Here is an 18,519-nt window from a genome sequence, read left to right on the forward strand (position 1 = left end):
TTTTTTTTCGTTGTTGGGGGTGTGTTGTGGTTGGTTTTGGGGGGTTGTTTTGGGGGGGGGGGGGGGGTGGGGGTGGGGTTTTTCCTCCCCCCCCCCCCCCCCCCCCCGAGGTCCCACAGTTCGTCCGGCGAGGTGACGCCGCCGGGGTAGCGGCAGCTCATGCCGACGATCGCCAGCGGCTCGGCGTCGCGGTCCTCCAGCTCGCGCACGCGGCGGTTGGCCGTGCGCAGCTCCGCCGTGACCTTCCGCAGGTAGCTGCGGAGCTTGTGCTCGTTCGTGTTCGCGTTCATGCGGATCCGAGCTCCTTGTCGATCAGGTCGAACACCTCGTCGTCGGACGCCACGTCCAGGTCGTCGTCCGGCTCCGCGGTCACGTCGGACGGTTCTTTGCCGGTGCCGCCGAGCACGGCCCGCAGCCGGTTGCTCAGGTAGCGCAGGCGTGGCTCGATGCCGAGCAGGGCCTGCTCGTCGTCCGCCACGGCGATCAGCAGTTCTTCCAGCTTGCGAAGCTCCTCGTCGAACGGTGACCGCTCCTCCTGCGCCGCGTCCGCGCCGGCCTCCTGAAGGAGCAGCCGCGCGACGTGTGCGGGGGTCGGGTAGTCGAACACGAGGGTGGCCGGCAGCCGGAGACCGGTCTGTCGGGCGAGCCGGTTGCGCAGTTCGACCGCGGCCAGCGAGTCGAACCCGAGCTGCTTGAACGCCCGGTCCGGCTCGACCCCGGCACCGGAAGCACCACCGCGGACGGCCGCGACCTGCGCCTGCACCAGCTCCAGCACGACCTGCTCGCGCTGCGCCTCGGCCACTCCGGTGAGCCGCTGGGCCAGTGATCCGCCCACCGCTTCGGCGCGCCGTGCCGGAGCACGGACCAGCCCGCGCAGCAGGGCCGGCAGCGTGCCGTCCCGCGCCTGCGTGCGCAGTGCGGACAGGTCGAGCCGCAGCGGCACCAGCAGGGCCGCGTCCGAGCCGATGCTCTGGTCGAACAGGTCCCGGCCGAGTTCGGCGGAGAGCGCGCCGATGCCGGTACGCGCCATCCTGGCGAGGTCCGTCTCGTCCATCTCCCCGGTCATGCCGGTGGTGTCCGCCCACAGGCCCCAGGCCAGGGAGTTCGCCGGCAGCCCGGCCGCGCGCCGCTGGTGTGCCAGCGCGTCGAGGGCCGCGTTCGCGGCGGCGTAGTTCGCCTGCCCCGGGTTGCCCAGCTGTCCCGCCGCCGACGAGAACAGCACGAACGCGGACAGCTCATGCCCCATGGTCTGCTCGTGCAGATTCCATGCCGCGTCGATCTTCGGCCGCATCACCCGGTCGATCTGCTCCGGGGTGAGGGCTTCGACCACGCCGTCGTCGAGCACTCCCGCGGAGTGCACGACCGCGGTGAGCGGCCGGTCCAGCGAGCCGAGCAGCTCCGCCAGTTGGTCCCGGTCGGCCGCGTCGCAGGCCGCCACCCGGGCCGTGGCCCCCAGCTCCGCCAGTTCGGCGAGCAGGTGGTCCACCCCGTCGGTGGCCCGGCCGCGGCGGCTGACCAGCAGCAGGTTCCTGGCGCCGTGCCGCTCGGCCAGGTGCCTGGCGAACCGGGCGCCCAGGCCGCTGGTGCCACCGGTGATCAGTACGGTGCCCTCGGGGTCGATCGGTGCCGGGAGGGTGAACACGATCTTGCCGACGTTGTGCCCCTCGCGCAGGAACCGGAAGGCTTCCCGGCCCCGGCGCACGTCCCACGTGCGGATGGGCGACGGGGTGAGTACGCCCTGGCCGAACAGCGCGGAGATCTCGGTCAGCATCTGCTGGATCCGCTCCGGCCCGGCTTCGGTCATGTCGAAGGAGCGGTAGCGGACGCCCGGGTTCTCCCGGGCGACGACCTCCGGGTCACGGATGTCGGTCTTGCCCATCTCGATGAACCGGCCGCCCCTGGGCAGCAGGTGAAGTGAGGCGTCGACGAACTCTCCGGCCAGCGCGTCCAGCACCACGTCCACCCCGGCGCCGCCGGTGGCGTCCAGGAACGTCGTACGGAAGTCCAGGTCGCGCGACGAGGCGATCCGCTCCGCCGGGATGCCCAGCGCCCGTACCGCGTCCCACTTGTGCGGGCTCGCCGTCGCGAACACCTCCGCCCCCAGATGACGGGCCAGCTGTACGGCGGCCATGCCGACACCACCGGCCGCGGCGTGCACCAGCAGCTGCTCGCCGGCGCGCAGGCCGGCCAGGTCGACCAGGCCGTAATAGGCGGTCAGGTAGACCACGGGCACCGCGGCCGCCTCCACGAACGACAGCCCGGGCGGCATCGGTACGACCGTGCGCCGGTCCGCCACCGCCACCGGCCCGAACGCGTCGGTGATCAGGCCGAACACCCGGTCACCGGGGGCCAGGCCGGTGACGTCCGCGCCGACCTCCAGCACGACGCCGGCGGCCTCGCTGCCCAGCGGCGCCTCACCCGGGTACAGGCCCAGCGCGATCAGCACGTCGCGGAAGTTCAGGCCCGCGGCACGGACCGCGACGCGTACCTCACCGGCGCCCAGGGACCGCGTGCCCTGGGACGGGGCGATCGCCAGGTCCTCCAGTGAGCCGGCGCGGCCGACGGCCAGCCGCCACGCGCCGTCCACCGGCAGCGGCTGGTCGGTGCGTACCAGTCGCGGTGCCAGCAGCCGGTCGGCGCGCAGGGCCAGCTGCGGCTCGTCCAGATCGAGCAGCGCGTCCCAGGCGGGCTCGCCGCTGCCGTCGAGGTCCACCAGCAGGAACCGGCCCGGATGCTCGGACTGGGCGCTGCGCACCAGACCCCACACCGCGGCCTGCGCCACGTCCGGCGACTCGTCGCCCACCGCGGCGCCGCCGCGGGTCACCACGGCCAGCCGGGACTCGCCGAGCCATTCGCCGGCCAGCCACCGCTGCACCAGGGCCAGCGTGTCGGCGCCGGCCGCGCGCGCCGCCGCGGCCGGCTCGCCGGACGGCGTCTCGATCGCGGCGACGACCAGGTCCGGCGCCTGCGCGCCGTCGGCCAGTGCCTGCTCCAGCGCGTCCAGGTCCGCGTACTCGGCACCGAGCCGTACGAGCTGTACCGGGGCCGACGGTGTGGCCGTGACCTCGGCCCAGTCCACCTGGAACAGGGTGTTCTTCGAGCCCTGTACGCGATCGAGCTGCCCGGGCTCCAGCGGGCGCAGGCCGAGGGCGCCGACCGCCGCGACCACCACCCCGGAGTCGTCCGCGATCTCCACGCGCAGCGCGGAGCCCGCCGCCGGCGTGATGCGCACCCGCACCCGGGTGAGCCCGGTGCGCCCGAGCCGTACTCCGGACCAGGAGAACGGCAGGTCCACCGGCGATCCGGCTTCCTTGGACAGCAGCGCACCGTGCAGGGCGGCGTCGAACAGCGCCGGGTGGATGCCGAACCCACCGGTCCCGGTGTCGTCGGGCAGCGCGACCTCGGCGTAGACAGTGTCACCGGCGCGCCATGCCGCCCGTACCCCCTGGAACAGCGGCCCGTACTCCAGGCCGATGTCCGCCAGCCGCTCGTAGAGCAGTCCGGCGGCCGCGGGCTCCGCGCCGGCGGGCGGCCACTGCGCCGGGAACCGCTCCGGCGGTGCCTCGTCAACGGCCAGCCAGCCGCGTCCGTGGCAGATGGTCTCGGGCGACTCGTTCTCGTCGTCCTTGGGCCGCGAGTAGATCGCCACCTCGCGGCGGCCGTCCTCCCCCGCGGAGCCGACGGTGACCTGTATCTGGCGGGTGGCGTCTTCCGCCAGCAGCAGCGGCGCCTCCAGCACCAGTTCGTCCACCGCTGCGCAGCCCAGCTGACGGCCGGCGGCCAGCACCATCTCGACCAGCGCGGTTCCCGGCACCAGGACGGTGCCGAACACCATGTGGTCCCGCGTCCAGGGCTGCGCCTCCTGGGAGACCTGGCCGGTGAACACCCATTCGTCGCGGTCCGCGACCGGTACCGCCGCAGCCAGGACCGGGTGCGTCACCCGGGTCTGGCCGGCCGCGGTCACATCTCCGGCACGCGGCCCCGCAGTCAGCCAGAACCGCTCCCGCTGGAACGCGTAGGTCGGCAGGTCCGCCCGCCGCGCTCCGGCGTGGAAGGACGACCAGTCCACCGCGACCCCGGCGACATGGGCCTCGGCCAGCGACGTCACGAACCGTCCGAGGCCGCCCTCGCCGCGGCGCAGCGAGCCGGTCACGGCGACGCGGTCCGCCGCCCCGTGTGCGGCGGCGGTCTCCTCGACGGCCATGGCCAGCACCGGGTGCGGCGACATCTCCAGGAAGCATCCCGCGCCGTTGTCGATGAGCGCCTGTACGGCGGGCTGGAATCCGACCCGGCCGCGCAGATTGCCGTACCAGTAGGCGGCGTCCATGGTCGCGGTGTCGATGAAGTCCCCGGTGGCCGTCGAGTAGAGCGGCACCTGCCCGGTCTGCGGCGCGACCGGGGCCAGCAGCTCCGCCAGCTCGGCCTCGATTGTCTCGACCTGCGCCGAGTGCGAGGCGTAGTCCACGTTCACCCGGCGGGCCCGGATGCCGTCCCGCTCGCACGCGGTGATCAGGTCGTCCAGCGCGGCGGGCTCGCCGGCCACCACGACGGCGGCCGGGCCGTTGACCGCGGCGAGCGACACCCGGCCCTCGTAGCGGGCGAGGAGTTCCTCGGCCCGCTGCGCCGGCAGCGCGACGGACACCATGCCGCCCTTGCCGGCGAGCCGGTCCCGTACGAGGCGGCTGCGCAGGGCGACCACCCTGGCACCGTCCTCGATCGAGAGGGCGCCGGCCACGACGGCGGCGGCGATCTCGCCCTGGGAGTGCCCGACCACCGCGGACGGCTCGACACCGTAGGACCGCCACAGTTCGGCGAGCGAGACCATCACCGCCCACAGCGCGGGCTGGACGACGTCCACGCGCTCCAGTGACGGCGCGTCCTCGGCGCCTCGGAGGACGTCGTCCAGGCGCCAGTCCACGAAGGCGTCGAGTGCGGCGCCGCACTGCGCGAGCCGAGCCGCGAACACCGGCGAGGCGTGCGCCAGTTCCGTCGCCATGCCTGCCCACTGCGCGCCCTGGCCCGGGAAGACGAACACGGCCTTGCCGCCCACGGGGCGGCCCTCGACCACGTCTGCCGACGGCTCGTTCGACGAGAGGTCACCGAGGCCGGTCAGCAGCGCGCCGCGATCGGTCGCGACCACCACGGCGCGGTGTTCCAGCTGCGCCCGCATCGTCGCCAGTGAGTACGCCATGTCCACGGTGGACAGCTCGGGCTGGGCGATCAGCTGGGCCCGCAGCCGGTCGGCCTGCGTCCGCAGCGCCGCCTCGCTCCTGGCGGACACCAGTACCGGCAGCACCGCAGGCGCGGGCACCGGCGCGGCGTCGATCGCGGCCGTCTCGGCCGGTGCTTCGGCGGGGGCTTCTTCGATGATGACGTGGGCGTTGGTGCCGCTGATCCCGAAGGAGGACACCCCGGCCCGCCGCGGCCGGTCGGACGCGGGCCACTCCCGCGCCTCGGCCAGCAGCTCGACCTGCCCCGCCGGCCAGTTGACATGCGGCGACGGCACCTCGGCATGCAGCGTGCGCGGCAGCTGACCGTGCCGCATCGCCATCACCATCTTGATCACACCCGCCACACCCGCCGCGGCCTGCGTATGCCCGATGTTCGACTTCAACGACCCCAGCCACAACGGACCCCCCGCCCGCTCCCGGCCATAGGTCGCCAGCAGCGCCTCCGCCTCGATCGGATCACCCAGCGGCGTCCCCGTCCCATGCCCCTCCACCGCGTCCACGTCCGCGGCCGACAGACCGGCACTGGCCAGCGCCGCCCTGATCACCCGCTCCTGCGACGGACCATTCGGCGCCGTCAGCCCATTACTGGCACCGTCCTGATTGACCGCACTGCCCCGCACCACCGCCAGCACCCGATGACCATTACGCCGCGCGTCCGACAACCGTTCCAAGACCAGCAGGCCACAGCCCTCACTCCACCCCACACCGTCCGCGCCGGCCCCATACGCCTTGCACCGCCCATCCGGCGCCAGTCCGCGCTGGCGGCTGAATTCCACGAAGATGTTCGGCCTGGACAGCACGGTCACGCCACCGGCCAGAACCAGCGACGACTCCCCCGACCGCAACGCGGCAACCGCCTGCGCAATGGCCACCAACGACGACGAACACGCCGTATCCACCGCAACCGACGGACCCTCGAAGCCGAACGTGTAACTGATACGCCCGGACGCGACACTCGCCGCGGACGAGATCATGAGGTACCCCTCGATCTCGTCGCGGCGGTCGCTCATCGCGGCCAGGTGCTGGTAATCCGCATACATCAGGCCGGTGAAGACACCGGTGTCACTGCCGCGCAGCGAGGACGGATCGATACCCGCATCCTCCATCGCCTCCCACGCCGTCTCCAGCAACAGCCGCTGCTGCGGATCCATCGCGAGGGCCTCACGCGGACTGATCCCGAAGAACTCCGCGTCGAACTCCCCAGCCCTGTCGACGAAACCACCCTCCCGCGTATACGCGGTCCCCGGGTGATCCGGATCCGGGTGGAACAGCCCCTCCACATCCCAGCCCCGGTCCACCGGAAACGGCGACACCGCATCCCGCCCGGACGCCACCAACCGCCACAACTCCTCCGGACTCTCCACCCCGCCCGGGAACCGGCACCCCATCCCCACAATCGCGATCGGCTCATCGTCCACTCGGCGAGGCCGTGCCACCGGCCGTCGGGGCTCGACGATCCCGCCGACCTCACTCAGCAACAGTCGCGCGACGGCCGCCGGGGTCGGGTGGTCGAAGACCAGGGTCGCGGGCAGCCGCACGCCCGTGGCGCGGGCGAGGTTGTTCCGCAGCTCGACCGCGGTGAGCGAGTCGAACCCGAGGTCCTTGAACGCCCGCTCGGGGTCGACGGCCCCGGCCGACGTGTGGCCGAGCGCGGCCGCCACCTGGCCGGTCACCAGGTCCCGTACGACTCTTTCGCGGTCCGCCTCGGTGACGCCGGCGAGCCGCTGCGCGAGCGATCCGCCCGATTCGGCGCGGCGGCGTACCGGGGCCAGGCCGTGCAGGGGAGCGGGCAGCAGCCCGGTACGGGCCTGCGCCCGCAGTGCGGCCAAGTCGAATCTCACCGGCGCCAGCAGCGCCAGGTCCTGCCCGAGCGCGTGGTCGAACAGGTCGAGGGCCTGTGCCGGGGGCAGCGCGCCGATGCCCATCCGCGCCAGCCGGGCGAGATCGGCCTCGCCCAGCTCGCCCTCCATACCGCTCGCGTCGGCCCACAGGCCCCACGCGAGGGAGGTGGCCGGCAGCCCTTCGGCCCGGCGCTCGGCCGCGAGGGCGTCCAGTGCCGCGTTCGCCGCCGCGTAGTTCGCCTGGCCCGGGGTACCGACCAGCGCGGCAACCGAGGAGAACAGGACGAAGGCGGTCAGGCCCATCCCCGCGGTCAGCTCGTGCAGGTGCCGGGCCGCGTCGACCTTCGGCCGCATCACCCGCTCCAGCTGCTCAGCAGTCAGCGACTCCACCACACCGTCATCCAGCACACCCGCCGCATGCACCACAGCCGTCAACGGCTGTTCCAGCGACGCCAGCAGACCCGCCACCTGGCCACGGTCCGCCACATCACACGCGGCCACCCGGACCTCGCAGCCCGACTCCACCAGCTCGGCGACCAGCTCCTCCGCGCCCGGCGCCGCGAGACCACGCCGGCTCACCAACTGCAGCCGTCCCACACCCCGCCCCACGAGATGCCGCGCCACGACCGCACCCAGCCCACCGGTACCACCGGTGATCAGCACACTGTCCTCAGCCGACCACAACCACGGCGAACCGACCGAAGCACGGCCCAGACGCGGCGCCAGCAACCTGCCACCCCGCACCGCCACCTGCGGCTCACCACAACCGACCACGGCACCCCAGTCGGCCCCGCCACCCTCCACATCGACCAGCACAAACCGGCCGGGATGCTCGGACTGCGCACTGCGCACCAAACCCCACACCGCGGCCTGGACCACATCCGGCGCCTCACCGGACACCGCAACCGCCCCACGCGTCACCAGCACCAACCGGGACTCAGCCAGCCGCTCACTCGCCAGCCACCGCTGCACGAGTGTCAGTGCGCCGAGGGCGACCGTCTGTGCCGAGCCATCCGCCGGGGTTTCCACCTGCGCGACCACGACATCGGGCACCCCCTCGGTCAGCGCCTGGTCGAGGTCTGCCAGGTCGACCGTCCGTACGGCCGTACCGGCCGTACCGGTCTCGGTGACCGGCACCCAGTCGAGGGTGTACAGCGACCGCTGGGCAGCGTCGAAGTGCCCCTGCTCGACCGGCCGGACAGCGACGGAGCCGACGGACACGACCGGCGCGCCCGACTCGTCGACCGCGTCCAGTCGTACCGCGCCATCGCCGGTGACGGTCGAACGCACACGCAGCCGCGTGGCGCCCAGACCGCTGAGCCGTACGTCGTCCCAGCTGAACGGTGCGCGGAGCCGTTGCTCCGCGGGGTCCGACAGCGGAACGACAGCGCTCTGCAGCATGGCGTCGAACAGGGCGGGATGGATGCCGTGCCCGGCACCGCCGGCGGTCTCCGGAAGCACCACCTCGGCGTAACCGTGGTCACCGTCAAGCCAGACGGCCTGCACGCCCTGGAAGGCGGGGCCGTAGGTGTAACCGATGTCGGACAGACGGGTGTAGAGGTCGTCCGCCGAGAGCGGTTGCGCGTTCTCCGGCGGCCACATGGCAGGCCACTCGGCGACTGCCGCCGCCGTCTGCCCGCTGAGCACGCCTCGGGCATGGCAGACGGCATCCAACTCCTCACCACCAGGCTGCTGGTGGGACGAGACCAGTACGTCGCTGGACTCCGGGTGCGAGTAGACCGCCACCTCGCGGCGGCCGTCCTCGTCGGCCGGGCCTACGGTGACCTGAAGTTGCCGGGCCGCGCCCTCCTCCAGGAGGAGCGGCGCCTCCAGCACCAGCTCGTCCAGTACCGGGCTGGCGGTCTGCCGCCCGGCGGCGAGCACCAGCTCGACCAGGCCGGTGCCGGGCACGACGGTCGTGCCGAACAGCTGGTGGTCCACGAGCCAGGGCTGTGTGTTCGTGGAGACCCGGCCGGTGAACACCCATTCGTCGCGGTCCCCGAGCCGGACCACGCCCGCGAGGACCGGGTGATCGACGCGCCCCAGTCCGGCTTCGGTGACGTCGCCGAATCCGCTGCCGGGCGCCGGCCAGTACCACTCCTTCTGGAAGGCGTATGTGGGCAGTTGTACGCGCTGCGCGCCGGTACCGGCGTAGTACGCGGCCCAGTCCACCCGCATGCCCGACTGATACGCCCGGCCCAGGAACGCTGCGAACGTTTCCGTCTCAGCACGCCCGGCCCGCATCACCGGCACGAATACACCACCCGACTCGCCGTCCACACTCTGCCGGGCCATCGCCGTCAGCACCGCATCCGGCCCCAGCTCGATATACCGGCGCACCCCCGCATCCCACAACGTGCGCACACCGTCGGCGAACCGCACCGCCTCCCGCGCATGCCGCACCCAATAAGCGGCATCGAACTGCGCCATCACCTCACCGGTGACATTCGAAACCACCGGAATCCGCGGCCGCCCAAACGTCAGACTCTCCACCACCGCACGGAACTCATCCAGCATCGGCTCCATACGCGCCGAATGAAACGCATGCGACACCCGCAACCGCGCCGTCTTCCGACCATCCCAACGCGGCAGCCACTCCTCCACCGCATCCCCATCACCCGACACCACCACCGCCCGCACACCATTAACCGCCGCCACACCCAAACGACCCTCAAACCCCACCAACGACTCGACAACCTCCGCCTCACCCGCCTGCACCGCCACCATCGCCCCACCCGCAGGCAACCCACCCATCAACCGCCCACGCGCCACCACCAACGCACACGCATCCCCCAGCGACAACACCCCCGCCACATGCGCAGCCGCCACCTCCCCCACCGAATGACCCATCACAAACTCACAACCCACCCCCAACGACTCCACCAGCCGGAACAACGCCACCTCAACAGCGAACAACGCCACCTGCGTGAACTCCGTCGAATCCAGCACACCACCCCCCTCACCCAACAACCCCCGCAACGACCGACCCAACAACGGATCAACCGCCGCACACACCTCACCCAACGCCGCATCGAAAACGGGGAATCTCTCCGCCAGCTCCAGCCCCATCCCCACCCGCTGCGACCCCTGCCCCGAAAACAGAAACGCCGTCTTCCCCGTAACCGCGGATTCCCCCTCGGCCACCGAGGTGAGTTTCGCCAGCAGTTCCGCTCGGTCCGACGCCGTGACCGACGCGCGCCGCTCCAGCAACGTGCGCGTACTCACCGAAGAGAAGGCCGTGTCCACGACGGACAGCTCCGGCTGTGCGACCAGGTGGGACCGCAGCCGCTCGGCCTGTGCGCGCAGCGCCGCATCGTTACGCGCCGACAGCAGAACGGGAACCGGGCCCGCCGGCCGCTCCACCGGAAGCTCCACCACTTCTTCCGCGGGGGCTTCTTCGATGATGACGTGGGCGTTGGTGCCGCTGATCCCGAAGGAGGACACCCCGGCCCGCCGCGGCCGGTCCGACGCGGGCCACTCCCGCGCTTCGGCCAGCAGCTCGACCTGCCCCGCCGGCCAGTTGACGTGCGGCGACGGCACCTCGGCATGCAGCGTGCGCGGCAGCTGACCGTGCCGCATCGCCATCACCATCTTGATCACACCCGCCACACCCGCCGCGGCCTGCGTATGCCCGATGTTCGACTTCAACGACCCCAGCCACAACGGGCCCTCCGCCCGCTCCCGGCCATAGGTCGCCAGCAGCGCCTCCGCCTCGATCGGATCACCCAGCGGCGTCCCCGTCCCATGCCCCTCCACCGCGTCGACATCCGCGGCCGACAGACCGGCACTGGCCAGCGCCGCCCTGATCACCCGCTCCTGCGACGGACCATTCGGCGCCGTCAGACCGTTACTGGCACCGTCCTGGTTGACCGCACTGCCCCGCACCACCGCCAGCACCTGGTGGCCGTTGCGTCGCGCGTCCGACAGCCGCTCCAGGACCAGCAGGCCACAGCCCTCACTCCACCCCACACCGTCCGCCGCTGCCGAGTACGCCTTGCACCGCCCATCCGGCGCCAGAGCGCGCTGGCGGCTGAACTCGACAAAAATGTTCGGCCTGGACAGCACGGTCACGCCACCGGCCAGAACCAGCGACGACTCCCCCGACCGCAACGCGGCAACCGCCTGCGCAATGGCCACCAACGACGACGAACACGCCGTATCCACCGCAACCGACGGACCCTCAAAACCAAAGGTGTAACTGATACGCCCAGATGCCACGCTGGCCGCCGAGGAGATGTACAGGTAGCCCTCGATCTCGTCGCGCCGGTCGCTCATTCCGGCCAGGTGCTGGTAATCCGCGTACATCAGGCCGGTGAAGACACCGGTGTCGCTGCCGCGCAGCGAGGACGGATCGATACCCGCATCCTCCATCGCCTCCCACGCCGTCTCCAGCAACAGCCGCTGCTGCGGATCCATCGCGAGGGCCTCACGCGGACTGATCCCGAAGAACTCCGCGTCGAACTCACCGGCCCTGTCGACGAAACCACCCTCCCGCGTATACGCGGTCCCCGGGTGATCCGGATCCGGGTGGAACAGCCCCTCCACATCCCAGCCCCGGTCCCCCGGAAACGGCGACACCGCATCCCGCCCGGACGCCACCAACTGCCACAACTCCTCCGGACTCTTCACACCGCCCGGAAGGCGGCATCCCATCCCCACAATCGCGATCGGCTCGTTCGCCCGGTCCACGAGTTCCCGGTTCTGCCGCCGGAGATGTTCGGCCTCCTTGACCGACCTCCGAAGAGCTTCGATGACGTCGTTCTTGTCGGTGGCCACGCCTACCCCTCCCGACCCGGGCGCGGCGATGCGACCAGGTTCTTGACTGCTTTCATGCCGCGCACTCCCCTGTTGGGACGATGAGTCGCGGCCTCATCCACACCGGACCGCCGGCCGGGTCCGTCCGCCATCCCAGGACATAGGGATACGGACGCTCCGATGGCGCCGAAGTTCCTCAACTGGCAGCCCAAAGAAAGCCCGCTGGGACGCGCGCGGCGCGCGCGTCACTGGCCATTAAGAAAGGGCTCTGGGACGCCAGGCTTCGACAGTCGAACTCAAGAAGAAACTATGCGCATTGCGATGCGCGTGCCGAGTGGGTCGGCTCTCCCGTGCGGCACGGATGCCAGTACTTCTCCCCCTGCATGTTTCCGCATCTCCCCCGTGTGTGCTGGATCCTCTTCGGGTCCGGTCGGCATTCGACGGAACACGCGCGGCGAACGGCAACGCTCAAGCCGCTCCGTGTGTTGGTGAATGGCGTGTGTGACGTTAGGGCACGCCTTGGGCCATCGCCACAAGGGGACAGGTAGCTGTCATGCCCTGCCGGTACCCCTACAGAAGGTTGCGGGTCCGGTTCGCTCCGTTGCGAGTTCCTCGGCCCCAGGCATGAAACTGTCACTCCTTCGCGCCGGAGCAACTCACTGTGCGCTGTCAAGTAGAGATCCGGCCCCGGCTCCCCGCCCCGGGCCGCTGCAGGGTTCGGTCTTCCTCGTGCGTCGGCACAAAAAACTCGGGGCCCCGGAACCTTTACGGTTCTCGGGGCCCCGAGTCACGGCGGCACCTTGGGGGACGTATGCCACCGGGAAGCTGCCCGGACCGATCCGGGCGCTCTCCCTGTGCTTCATCCAACTACCCGCCCGCACCTGCGACAACGCGGGTTTCAGGAAACTGCCAGCGGAGCTGCCGCGAAAGGGGCCTGCTTCAGGCTTGGCGGACTGCGGAGCCGACCCGGTCGACCACGGGGTGGTCGTGTGGGAGGGGCCCGGTGCCGGCGGCGCCGCCGGGTGAGCCGAGGGTGGCGAAGATGTCGGCGTTGGCGGAGCTGTAGTCGGTCCAGTCGGGCGGGAGGTCGTCTTCGTAGAAGATGGCTTCGACGGGGCAGACGGGTTCGCAGGCGCCGCAGTCGACGCATTCGTCGGGGTGGATGTAGAGCATCCGCCGTCCTTCGTAGATGCAGTCGACGGGGCATTCCTCGACGCAGGACTTGTCCTTGACGTCGACACAGGGCTGGGCGATCACATAGGTCACGAGGGCTCCTTGACGGTCCGGGTGTCGGCACATCGCCGGCCGCGGCCGTGTGCGGCGTGTCCGGCCGGGGCGGCAGCGGTGCGGCCCCGGCCGTGGCGTCAGACGGTGATCGGTACGTCCTTGGCGCTGCGCAGCTCGACACGGTCGCTGTACGTCACCTCGCCGGCCGGGGCCAGGGAGCCGAACCGCTCGACCAGCCGGCCGATCGCGATCCGGCCCTCCATCTTGGCCAGTGCCGAGCCGAAGCAGTGGTGCACACCGGCGCCGAACGACACATGCTGGCGTGCGTTGGGGCGGTCGATGCGCAGGCGGTCGGCGTCCGCGCCGAAGTGGTCCTCGTCGCGGTTGGCGGCCGCGATGGCGACCATCACCAGCGAGCCCGCGGGGATCTCCTTGCCGCGCAACGGGTACGGCGCCGTGGTGATGCGCCGGGTCTGCTGGATCGGCGGGTCGTAGCGCAGGAACTCCTCGACCGCGTTCTCGGCCAGGTCCGGCCGGCTCCGCAGCAGCTCCAGCTGGTCGGGGTTGTGCAGCAGCGCGGCCACGCCACCGCCGATCAGGCTCACCGTCGTCTCGTGCCCGGCGGCGTAGATCAGCAGCACCTGGGCGACCAGTTCGTCGGCGGTGAGCTTGTCGCCCTCGTGCTCGGCGGCAATCAGCGCGGTCAGCAGGTCGTCCGCCGGGTTGCTGCGCTTCCAGTCGATCATCTGGCGGGTGATCGCGACCAGTTCCTGGATCGCGGCCATGCCCTCGATCATCTCGGCCTCGTCCAGCAGCTCGGGCGAGCGGTGGATCTTGCCGGTCAGTTCGCGGATCCGGTCGCTGTCGGCCGCCGGCGTGCCGAGCATGTGGGAGATCACCGCGAACGGCACCGGGAACGCCAGCTCGTCCATGAGGTTCACCCGGCCGCCGTCGGCAATCCGGTCCAGTGCCTCGTCCACCAGCTTGGTCACCGTCGGCTCCAGCGCGACGATGGACTTCGGCGTGAACGCCTTGGTCACCAGCGACCTCAGCCGTGTGTGGTCCGGCGGGTCCACGTCGAGCAGGGACAGGCTCATGACGTTCGCCGCCTCCAGCATCGCCGGCGGCAGCTCTTGCATCGGGGCGCCGTCCTCGGCCGAAGCGCCGGCCAGGTTCTTCTCATTCACGGACATCCGCGGGGCGCGCAGAATCGCCGTGGCATCGTCATGCCGTGAAACCATCCAGTACCCGGCGGGGTGCTCGTGCACCGGGTCGGCCTTACGCAGCCTCGCGTAATGCGGGTAAGGGTCGTTGGACAGGCCGGGCAAGGACGGGTCGAACAACATCTCAGTGCTGGTCACAGCAAATCCCCCTGTGTTGTGTCATCGGTGACGAAGTGATGCGGGAACAGCCCGTTTGCGCGCGCAGATTTCCCCGCTGTACGGACTCGCTAGACGAAACGGCTCGCGTCCTGGTCCCTGAGGATCTGGCAGACATCGCGGAACGCCACGTCCACCTGGGCGATTTCCTCGTCCGAGAGGTGGATCGACGGCTCGAACCGCATGGTCTCGTCGCTGCTCGCGGTGGAGAAGATACGGACCCGGTGCTTGCGCAGCAGGTGCCCGCCGATGATGTACGACAGTGCCTCGTGTTCGGCCGCCTCGCTGATTTCGGGCGACGCCGACCCCGTCTGCTCGTGGATCTCGAATCCGAGCATCAAGCCCTTGCCCCGGACGTCCTTCACGACGTCCGGGTAATCGGCCTGGATCGCTTCCATCATCGCCCTGGCCTGCGCGCCGCGCTCGGCAGCCATCCGGTACGCCTTGCCGTCGTCGGCCTCCAGCATCTGCACGACCTTCACGGCGAGAAGGCTGGAGAAGCCGTCCCGGCCGAAGGTGGAGGTGTGCAGCAGCTCGAATTCCTTCTGGTACCGGTTCTCGTTGATCAGCACGGCGCCGAGCTTGGCGATACCGCCGCCGAGGGCCTTGGCGAGGACGATGTAGTCGGGCTTGAGGCCGATCTGCGTGCCCGCGAGGAAGGTGCCCGTACGGCCCATTCCGGACTGGATCTCGTCGGCGATCAGCGGCACGCCGATCGTGTCACAGGCCTCCCGCAGCCCGCGGGCCGTCTCCGCCGTCAGCGGGACGATACCGCGCTCGCCCATGATCGGCTCGACCACGAGCGCCGTGAACAGCGGGAAGTCGCGCTCCGTCACCTCGACGACGCCGTCCCGCACCACGAGGTCCAGCAGCGGAACGCGTTCCTCGTCGACGACCTTCGCGATCATTTCGGGGCGGTCACGCGGGATGAACCGGGTCTGCGCGGCCAGGGCCTTGAACGGGGCGCGGAACACCTCGTTGTACGTGAGCTGGAGGCTGCCGATGAGCTTGCCGTGGAAACCGCCCTCCAGCGCCAGCAACAGCGGCGGCCGGTCGCCCACTTCGGCGTTGCGCCGGGCCACCTCGGAGACGAGGTGCTCGAAATCTGCGCCGCCGGCGATCGCCGCGGCGGCCTCGGAGAGCGTGGCCCCCTCGGCCACGGCCTGGCGCGCCTCCCCGAGGTGGGTGTCGATCTCGGCCCTCAGCTCGGAGACGCGGATACCGCGTTCGAGTTCGGCGTGCTTGACGGCGATCTCGACCGCCTCCGCACCGCTGTTGCCGAAATGGGCGAAGAATTTGTCCCCGGTCTCCAGCTCACGCCGGACCACGGTGTTCAGTTCGGCGGCGAGATTGATGCCGTAGGTGTAGCCGGCGAGCTGGGTGTGTACGGGAATTTGCTGGTCCAGCAGCTCTTTGGCGTGTGCGACGAGCTCCGGGTTGTTGTGTCCGAACATCAACGAGCCGAACCCGCTGGCAGCGTCGAAGACCGCGATCTCGGTGCCGTCCTCGGCGGTGTGGTACAGCGTGTTGCCCGCGGCGCGCACGTAGCGCACCGCAAGGCCGAACTCGTTCAGTGACTCAATCATGAACGTGTCCGCGAACTCGGGCGAACCAATGGAGGAGCGCATCGTTTTCTCCGATTGACAGGTCGAAAATCTGCGTCTGGCAGGTTCCGTCGGATTCCGGAGACCGGAAGGTCTGCCCCGGCGCTCTGTCGCCGGCTTGCTCTGGCCTGTAGCCCTATCACGCAGGAATCCGTCGCCCTGTCCGCGTGGCAGGTTCGGGGCACGTCCCACGGTGTGGCTGGCAGGTTCTGGCCAACCGGGCACCTGCCCTCGCGCGGGTTCACTAGGGTTTTGTTGCCCACGGCGTCAACGGTCGCCGGGCCCGTAGCCGTGGTCACCCGGAGCGCATCCGTCATGAACCGACCGCCACGCGTCTGCGCCGGCCGACCCGGCCCGACTGGCGCACCGGGATGCGAACGGGAGACGGAAGTGAGTCAGCTATGACCACGTTGGCAATCGAGGCCACCGGGATCGTCCGGACATTCGGCGGCCACCGGGCGGTGGACGGAGTCGATCTGTCCGTTCCGGCCGGCATGGTGTACGGGGTGCTCGGCCCCAACGGCGCCGGCAAGACCACGACGGTGAGGATGCTCACCACCCTGCTCAGACCGGACGAGGGAGAGGCACGGATCTTCGGGCACGATGTCGTCCGCGAGGCCGAGGCGGTGCGCTCGAAGATCAGTCTCACCGGGCAGTACGCCTCGGTCGACGAGGACCTGACCGGCACCGAGAACCTGGTGCTGCTCGGCCGCCTGCTGGGATACCGCAAGCAGCAGGCGCGCGAGCGCGCCGCGCAGTTCCTGGAAGCCTTCGGCCTCACCGAGGCCGCGGGCCGGTCGGCCAAGACCTACTCGGGCGGCATGCGGCGGCGCCTGGACATCGCCGCTTCGCTCCTCAATACGCCGGAGGTGCTGTTCCTCGACGAGCCGACCACCGGGCTCGACCCGCGCAGCCGCAGCCAGGTGTGGGACATCGTCCGGGCCATCGTCGCGCGCGGTACGACCGTCCTGCTGACGACCCAGTACCTGGACGAGGCCGACCAGTTGGCCTCCCGTATCGCGGTGATCGACCGGGGGAAGGTCATTGCCGACGGCACGCCCGGCGAACTCAAGGCATCCGTCGGCGGCGGCAGGGTCCGCCTCCGGTTGCGTGACGCCCGGCAACGTGAGGCAGCGCGGCAGGTGCTCGCCGCTGCCGTCGGCGCCCAGGTGCAGCTCGATCCCGACCCCGCGGCCCTCACTGTCCAGTTGGCCGAGGAGAACGACGAGCGAAAGGCGGCCGAGCGGGCCTCCCGGGCCCTGGCCGAGCTGGCCTCGGCGGGTGTGACCGTCGACAGTTTCGCGCTCGGGCAGCCAACGCTCGACGAGGTCTTCCTCGCCCTTACCGATCACCCGGCCACGACTGAGGAGGCAGCGGCATGACCGCCGTCGGCACCGAACCCGCCGCCCGGGGCTGCCTAGAACCGGGGTGCGCCGGTGATGTGGTGGCCGGCAACTGCCGGCTGTGCGGCAGCACCGTGGCCGACAGCAAGGGCCGGCCGGCCGGTGGTGCCTCCGAGGCGTCCGCGGTGGCACGGCTTCATGCCGTGCTCGACACCGGGCAGAAGCCGCCGAGGCCGTCCGCGTGGTCGGCGTCGGTCACCTTCGGCTGGCGCGCGATGCTCAAGATCAAGCACTTGCCGGAGCAGCTGTTCGACGTCACGGTCTTCCCGATCATCATGGTCCTGATGTTCACCTACCTGTTCGGCGGGGCGCTGGCCGGGTCGGTGACCGACTATCTGCAGTACCTGCTGCCCGGCATCATGGTCACCAGCGTCATCATGATCACGATGTACACCGGCGCGGGCATCAATACCGATACGCACAAGGGGGTGTTCGACCGGTTCCGCACGCTGGCGATCTGGCGTCCGGCGCCGCTTCTCGGAGCCCTGTTCGGCGATGTGCTGCGGTACTTCACGGCGGCGTCGGTGATCCTGACCCTCGGTATGGCCCTCGGCTTCCGTCCGCAGGGCGGTGTGACCGGCGTGGTGCTGGCGGTCGCGCTGCTGGTCGGATTCGCGTTCGCCTTCTCGTGGTTGTGGACGATGGTCGGACTGCTGATGCGGTCCGAGAAGTCGGTGATGAGCATCAGCATCAATGTGCTCTTCCCGCTGACATTCCTGTCCAACGTCTTCGTCGAGGCGGACACCATGCCGGGGTGGCTGCAGGCGGTCACCGGATTCAACCCGATCACCCACCTGGTCACGGCGACGCGCGGCCTGATGCACGGCACCCCGGACGGCGGCGCGATCACCTGGGTGCTCATCGCGGCAGCAGCCCTCACCGCCGTATTCGGCACGCTGTCGCTGCGCTTCTACAACCGGAAGTGACGGGCCCGCCCCACGCGTGGGCGCCCACCGGAACGATGGCACGGCACAGCAGGCCGGGGGGGGGGGGGGGGGGGGGGGGGGGGGGGGGGGGGGGGGGGTGGTGGGTGGGGGGGGGGGGGGGGTTGTCGTCCTATCGCCGCTCCTTCTGTTCCT

7 protein-coding genes are annotated in these 18,519 nt (G+C 70.7%); 2 read left to right on the plus strand and 5 right to left on the minus strand.

The genetic code is table 11. The features are described 5' to 3' along the window. From ACZ53K_RS41480 to ACZ53K_RS41500, 5 genes are all read right to left on the minus strand, one after another. The coding region (locus tag ACZ53K_RS41480; protein ID WP_468847982.1) for a polyketide synthase docking domain-containing protein at positions 1 to 290 on the minus strand (290 nt) is incomplete at its 3' end. Beyond that, positions 287 to 11,848, minus strand: a complete 11,562-nt coding sequence (locus ACZ53K_RS41485) for an SDR family NAD(P)-dependent oxidoreductase (RefSeq protein WP_468847985.1) — start codon at positions 11,846 to 11,848, stop codon at positions 287 to 289. The genes ACZ53K_RS41480 and ACZ53K_RS41485, both read right to left, overlap by 4 nt. A 918-nt stretch (positions 11,849 to 12,766) precedes the next feature. Continuing rightward, complete coding sequence (fdxA, locus tag ACZ53K_RS41490; protein WP_468847988.1) at positions 12,767 to 13,093, minus strand: ferredoxin; 327 nt, start codon at positions 13,091 to 13,093, stop codon at positions 12,767 to 12,769. A 98-nt stretch (positions 13,094 to 13,191) separates the two neighbouring features. Continuing rightward, positions 13,192 to 14,415 (minus strand): cytochrome P450, encoded by a 1,224-nt coding sequence (locus ACZ53K_RS41495; RefSeq protein WP_468847991.1) that lies wholly within the window; start codon positions 14,413 to 14,415, stop codon positions 13,192 to 13,194. An 89-nt stretch (positions 14,416 to 14,504) separates the two neighbouring features. Beyond that, positions 14,505 to 16,061: an aspartate aminotransferase family protein gene (locus ACZ53K_RS41500; RefSeq protein ID WP_468847994.1), complete on the minus strand. Its 1,557-nt coding sequence runs from the start codon at positions 16,059 to 16,061 to the stop codon at positions 14,505 to 14,507. A gap of 377 nt (positions 16,062 to 16,438) precedes the next feature. Between ACZ53K_RS41500 and ACZ53K_RS41505 the strand changes: the two genes are divergently transcribed. Beyond that, positions 16,439 to 17,419, plus strand: coding sequence for an ATP-binding cassette domain-containing protein (locus ACZ53K_RS41505; protein WP_468847997.1), 981 nt, complete (start codon positions 16,439 to 16,441; stop codon positions 17,417 to 17,419). Continuing rightward, positions 17,416 to 18,366: an ABC transporter permease gene (locus ACZ53K_RS41510; RefSeq protein WP_468848000.1), complete on the plus strand. Its 951-nt coding sequence runs from the start codon at positions 17,416 to 17,418 to the stop codon at positions 18,364 to 18,366. The genes ACZ53K_RS41505 and ACZ53K_RS41510 overlap by 4 nt, the downstream gene beginning before the upstream one ends. The last annotated feature ends 153 nt before the right edge of the window (positions 18,367 to 18,519 follow it).

This window comes from Streptomyces sp. NPDC033221, assembly GCF_055577005.1.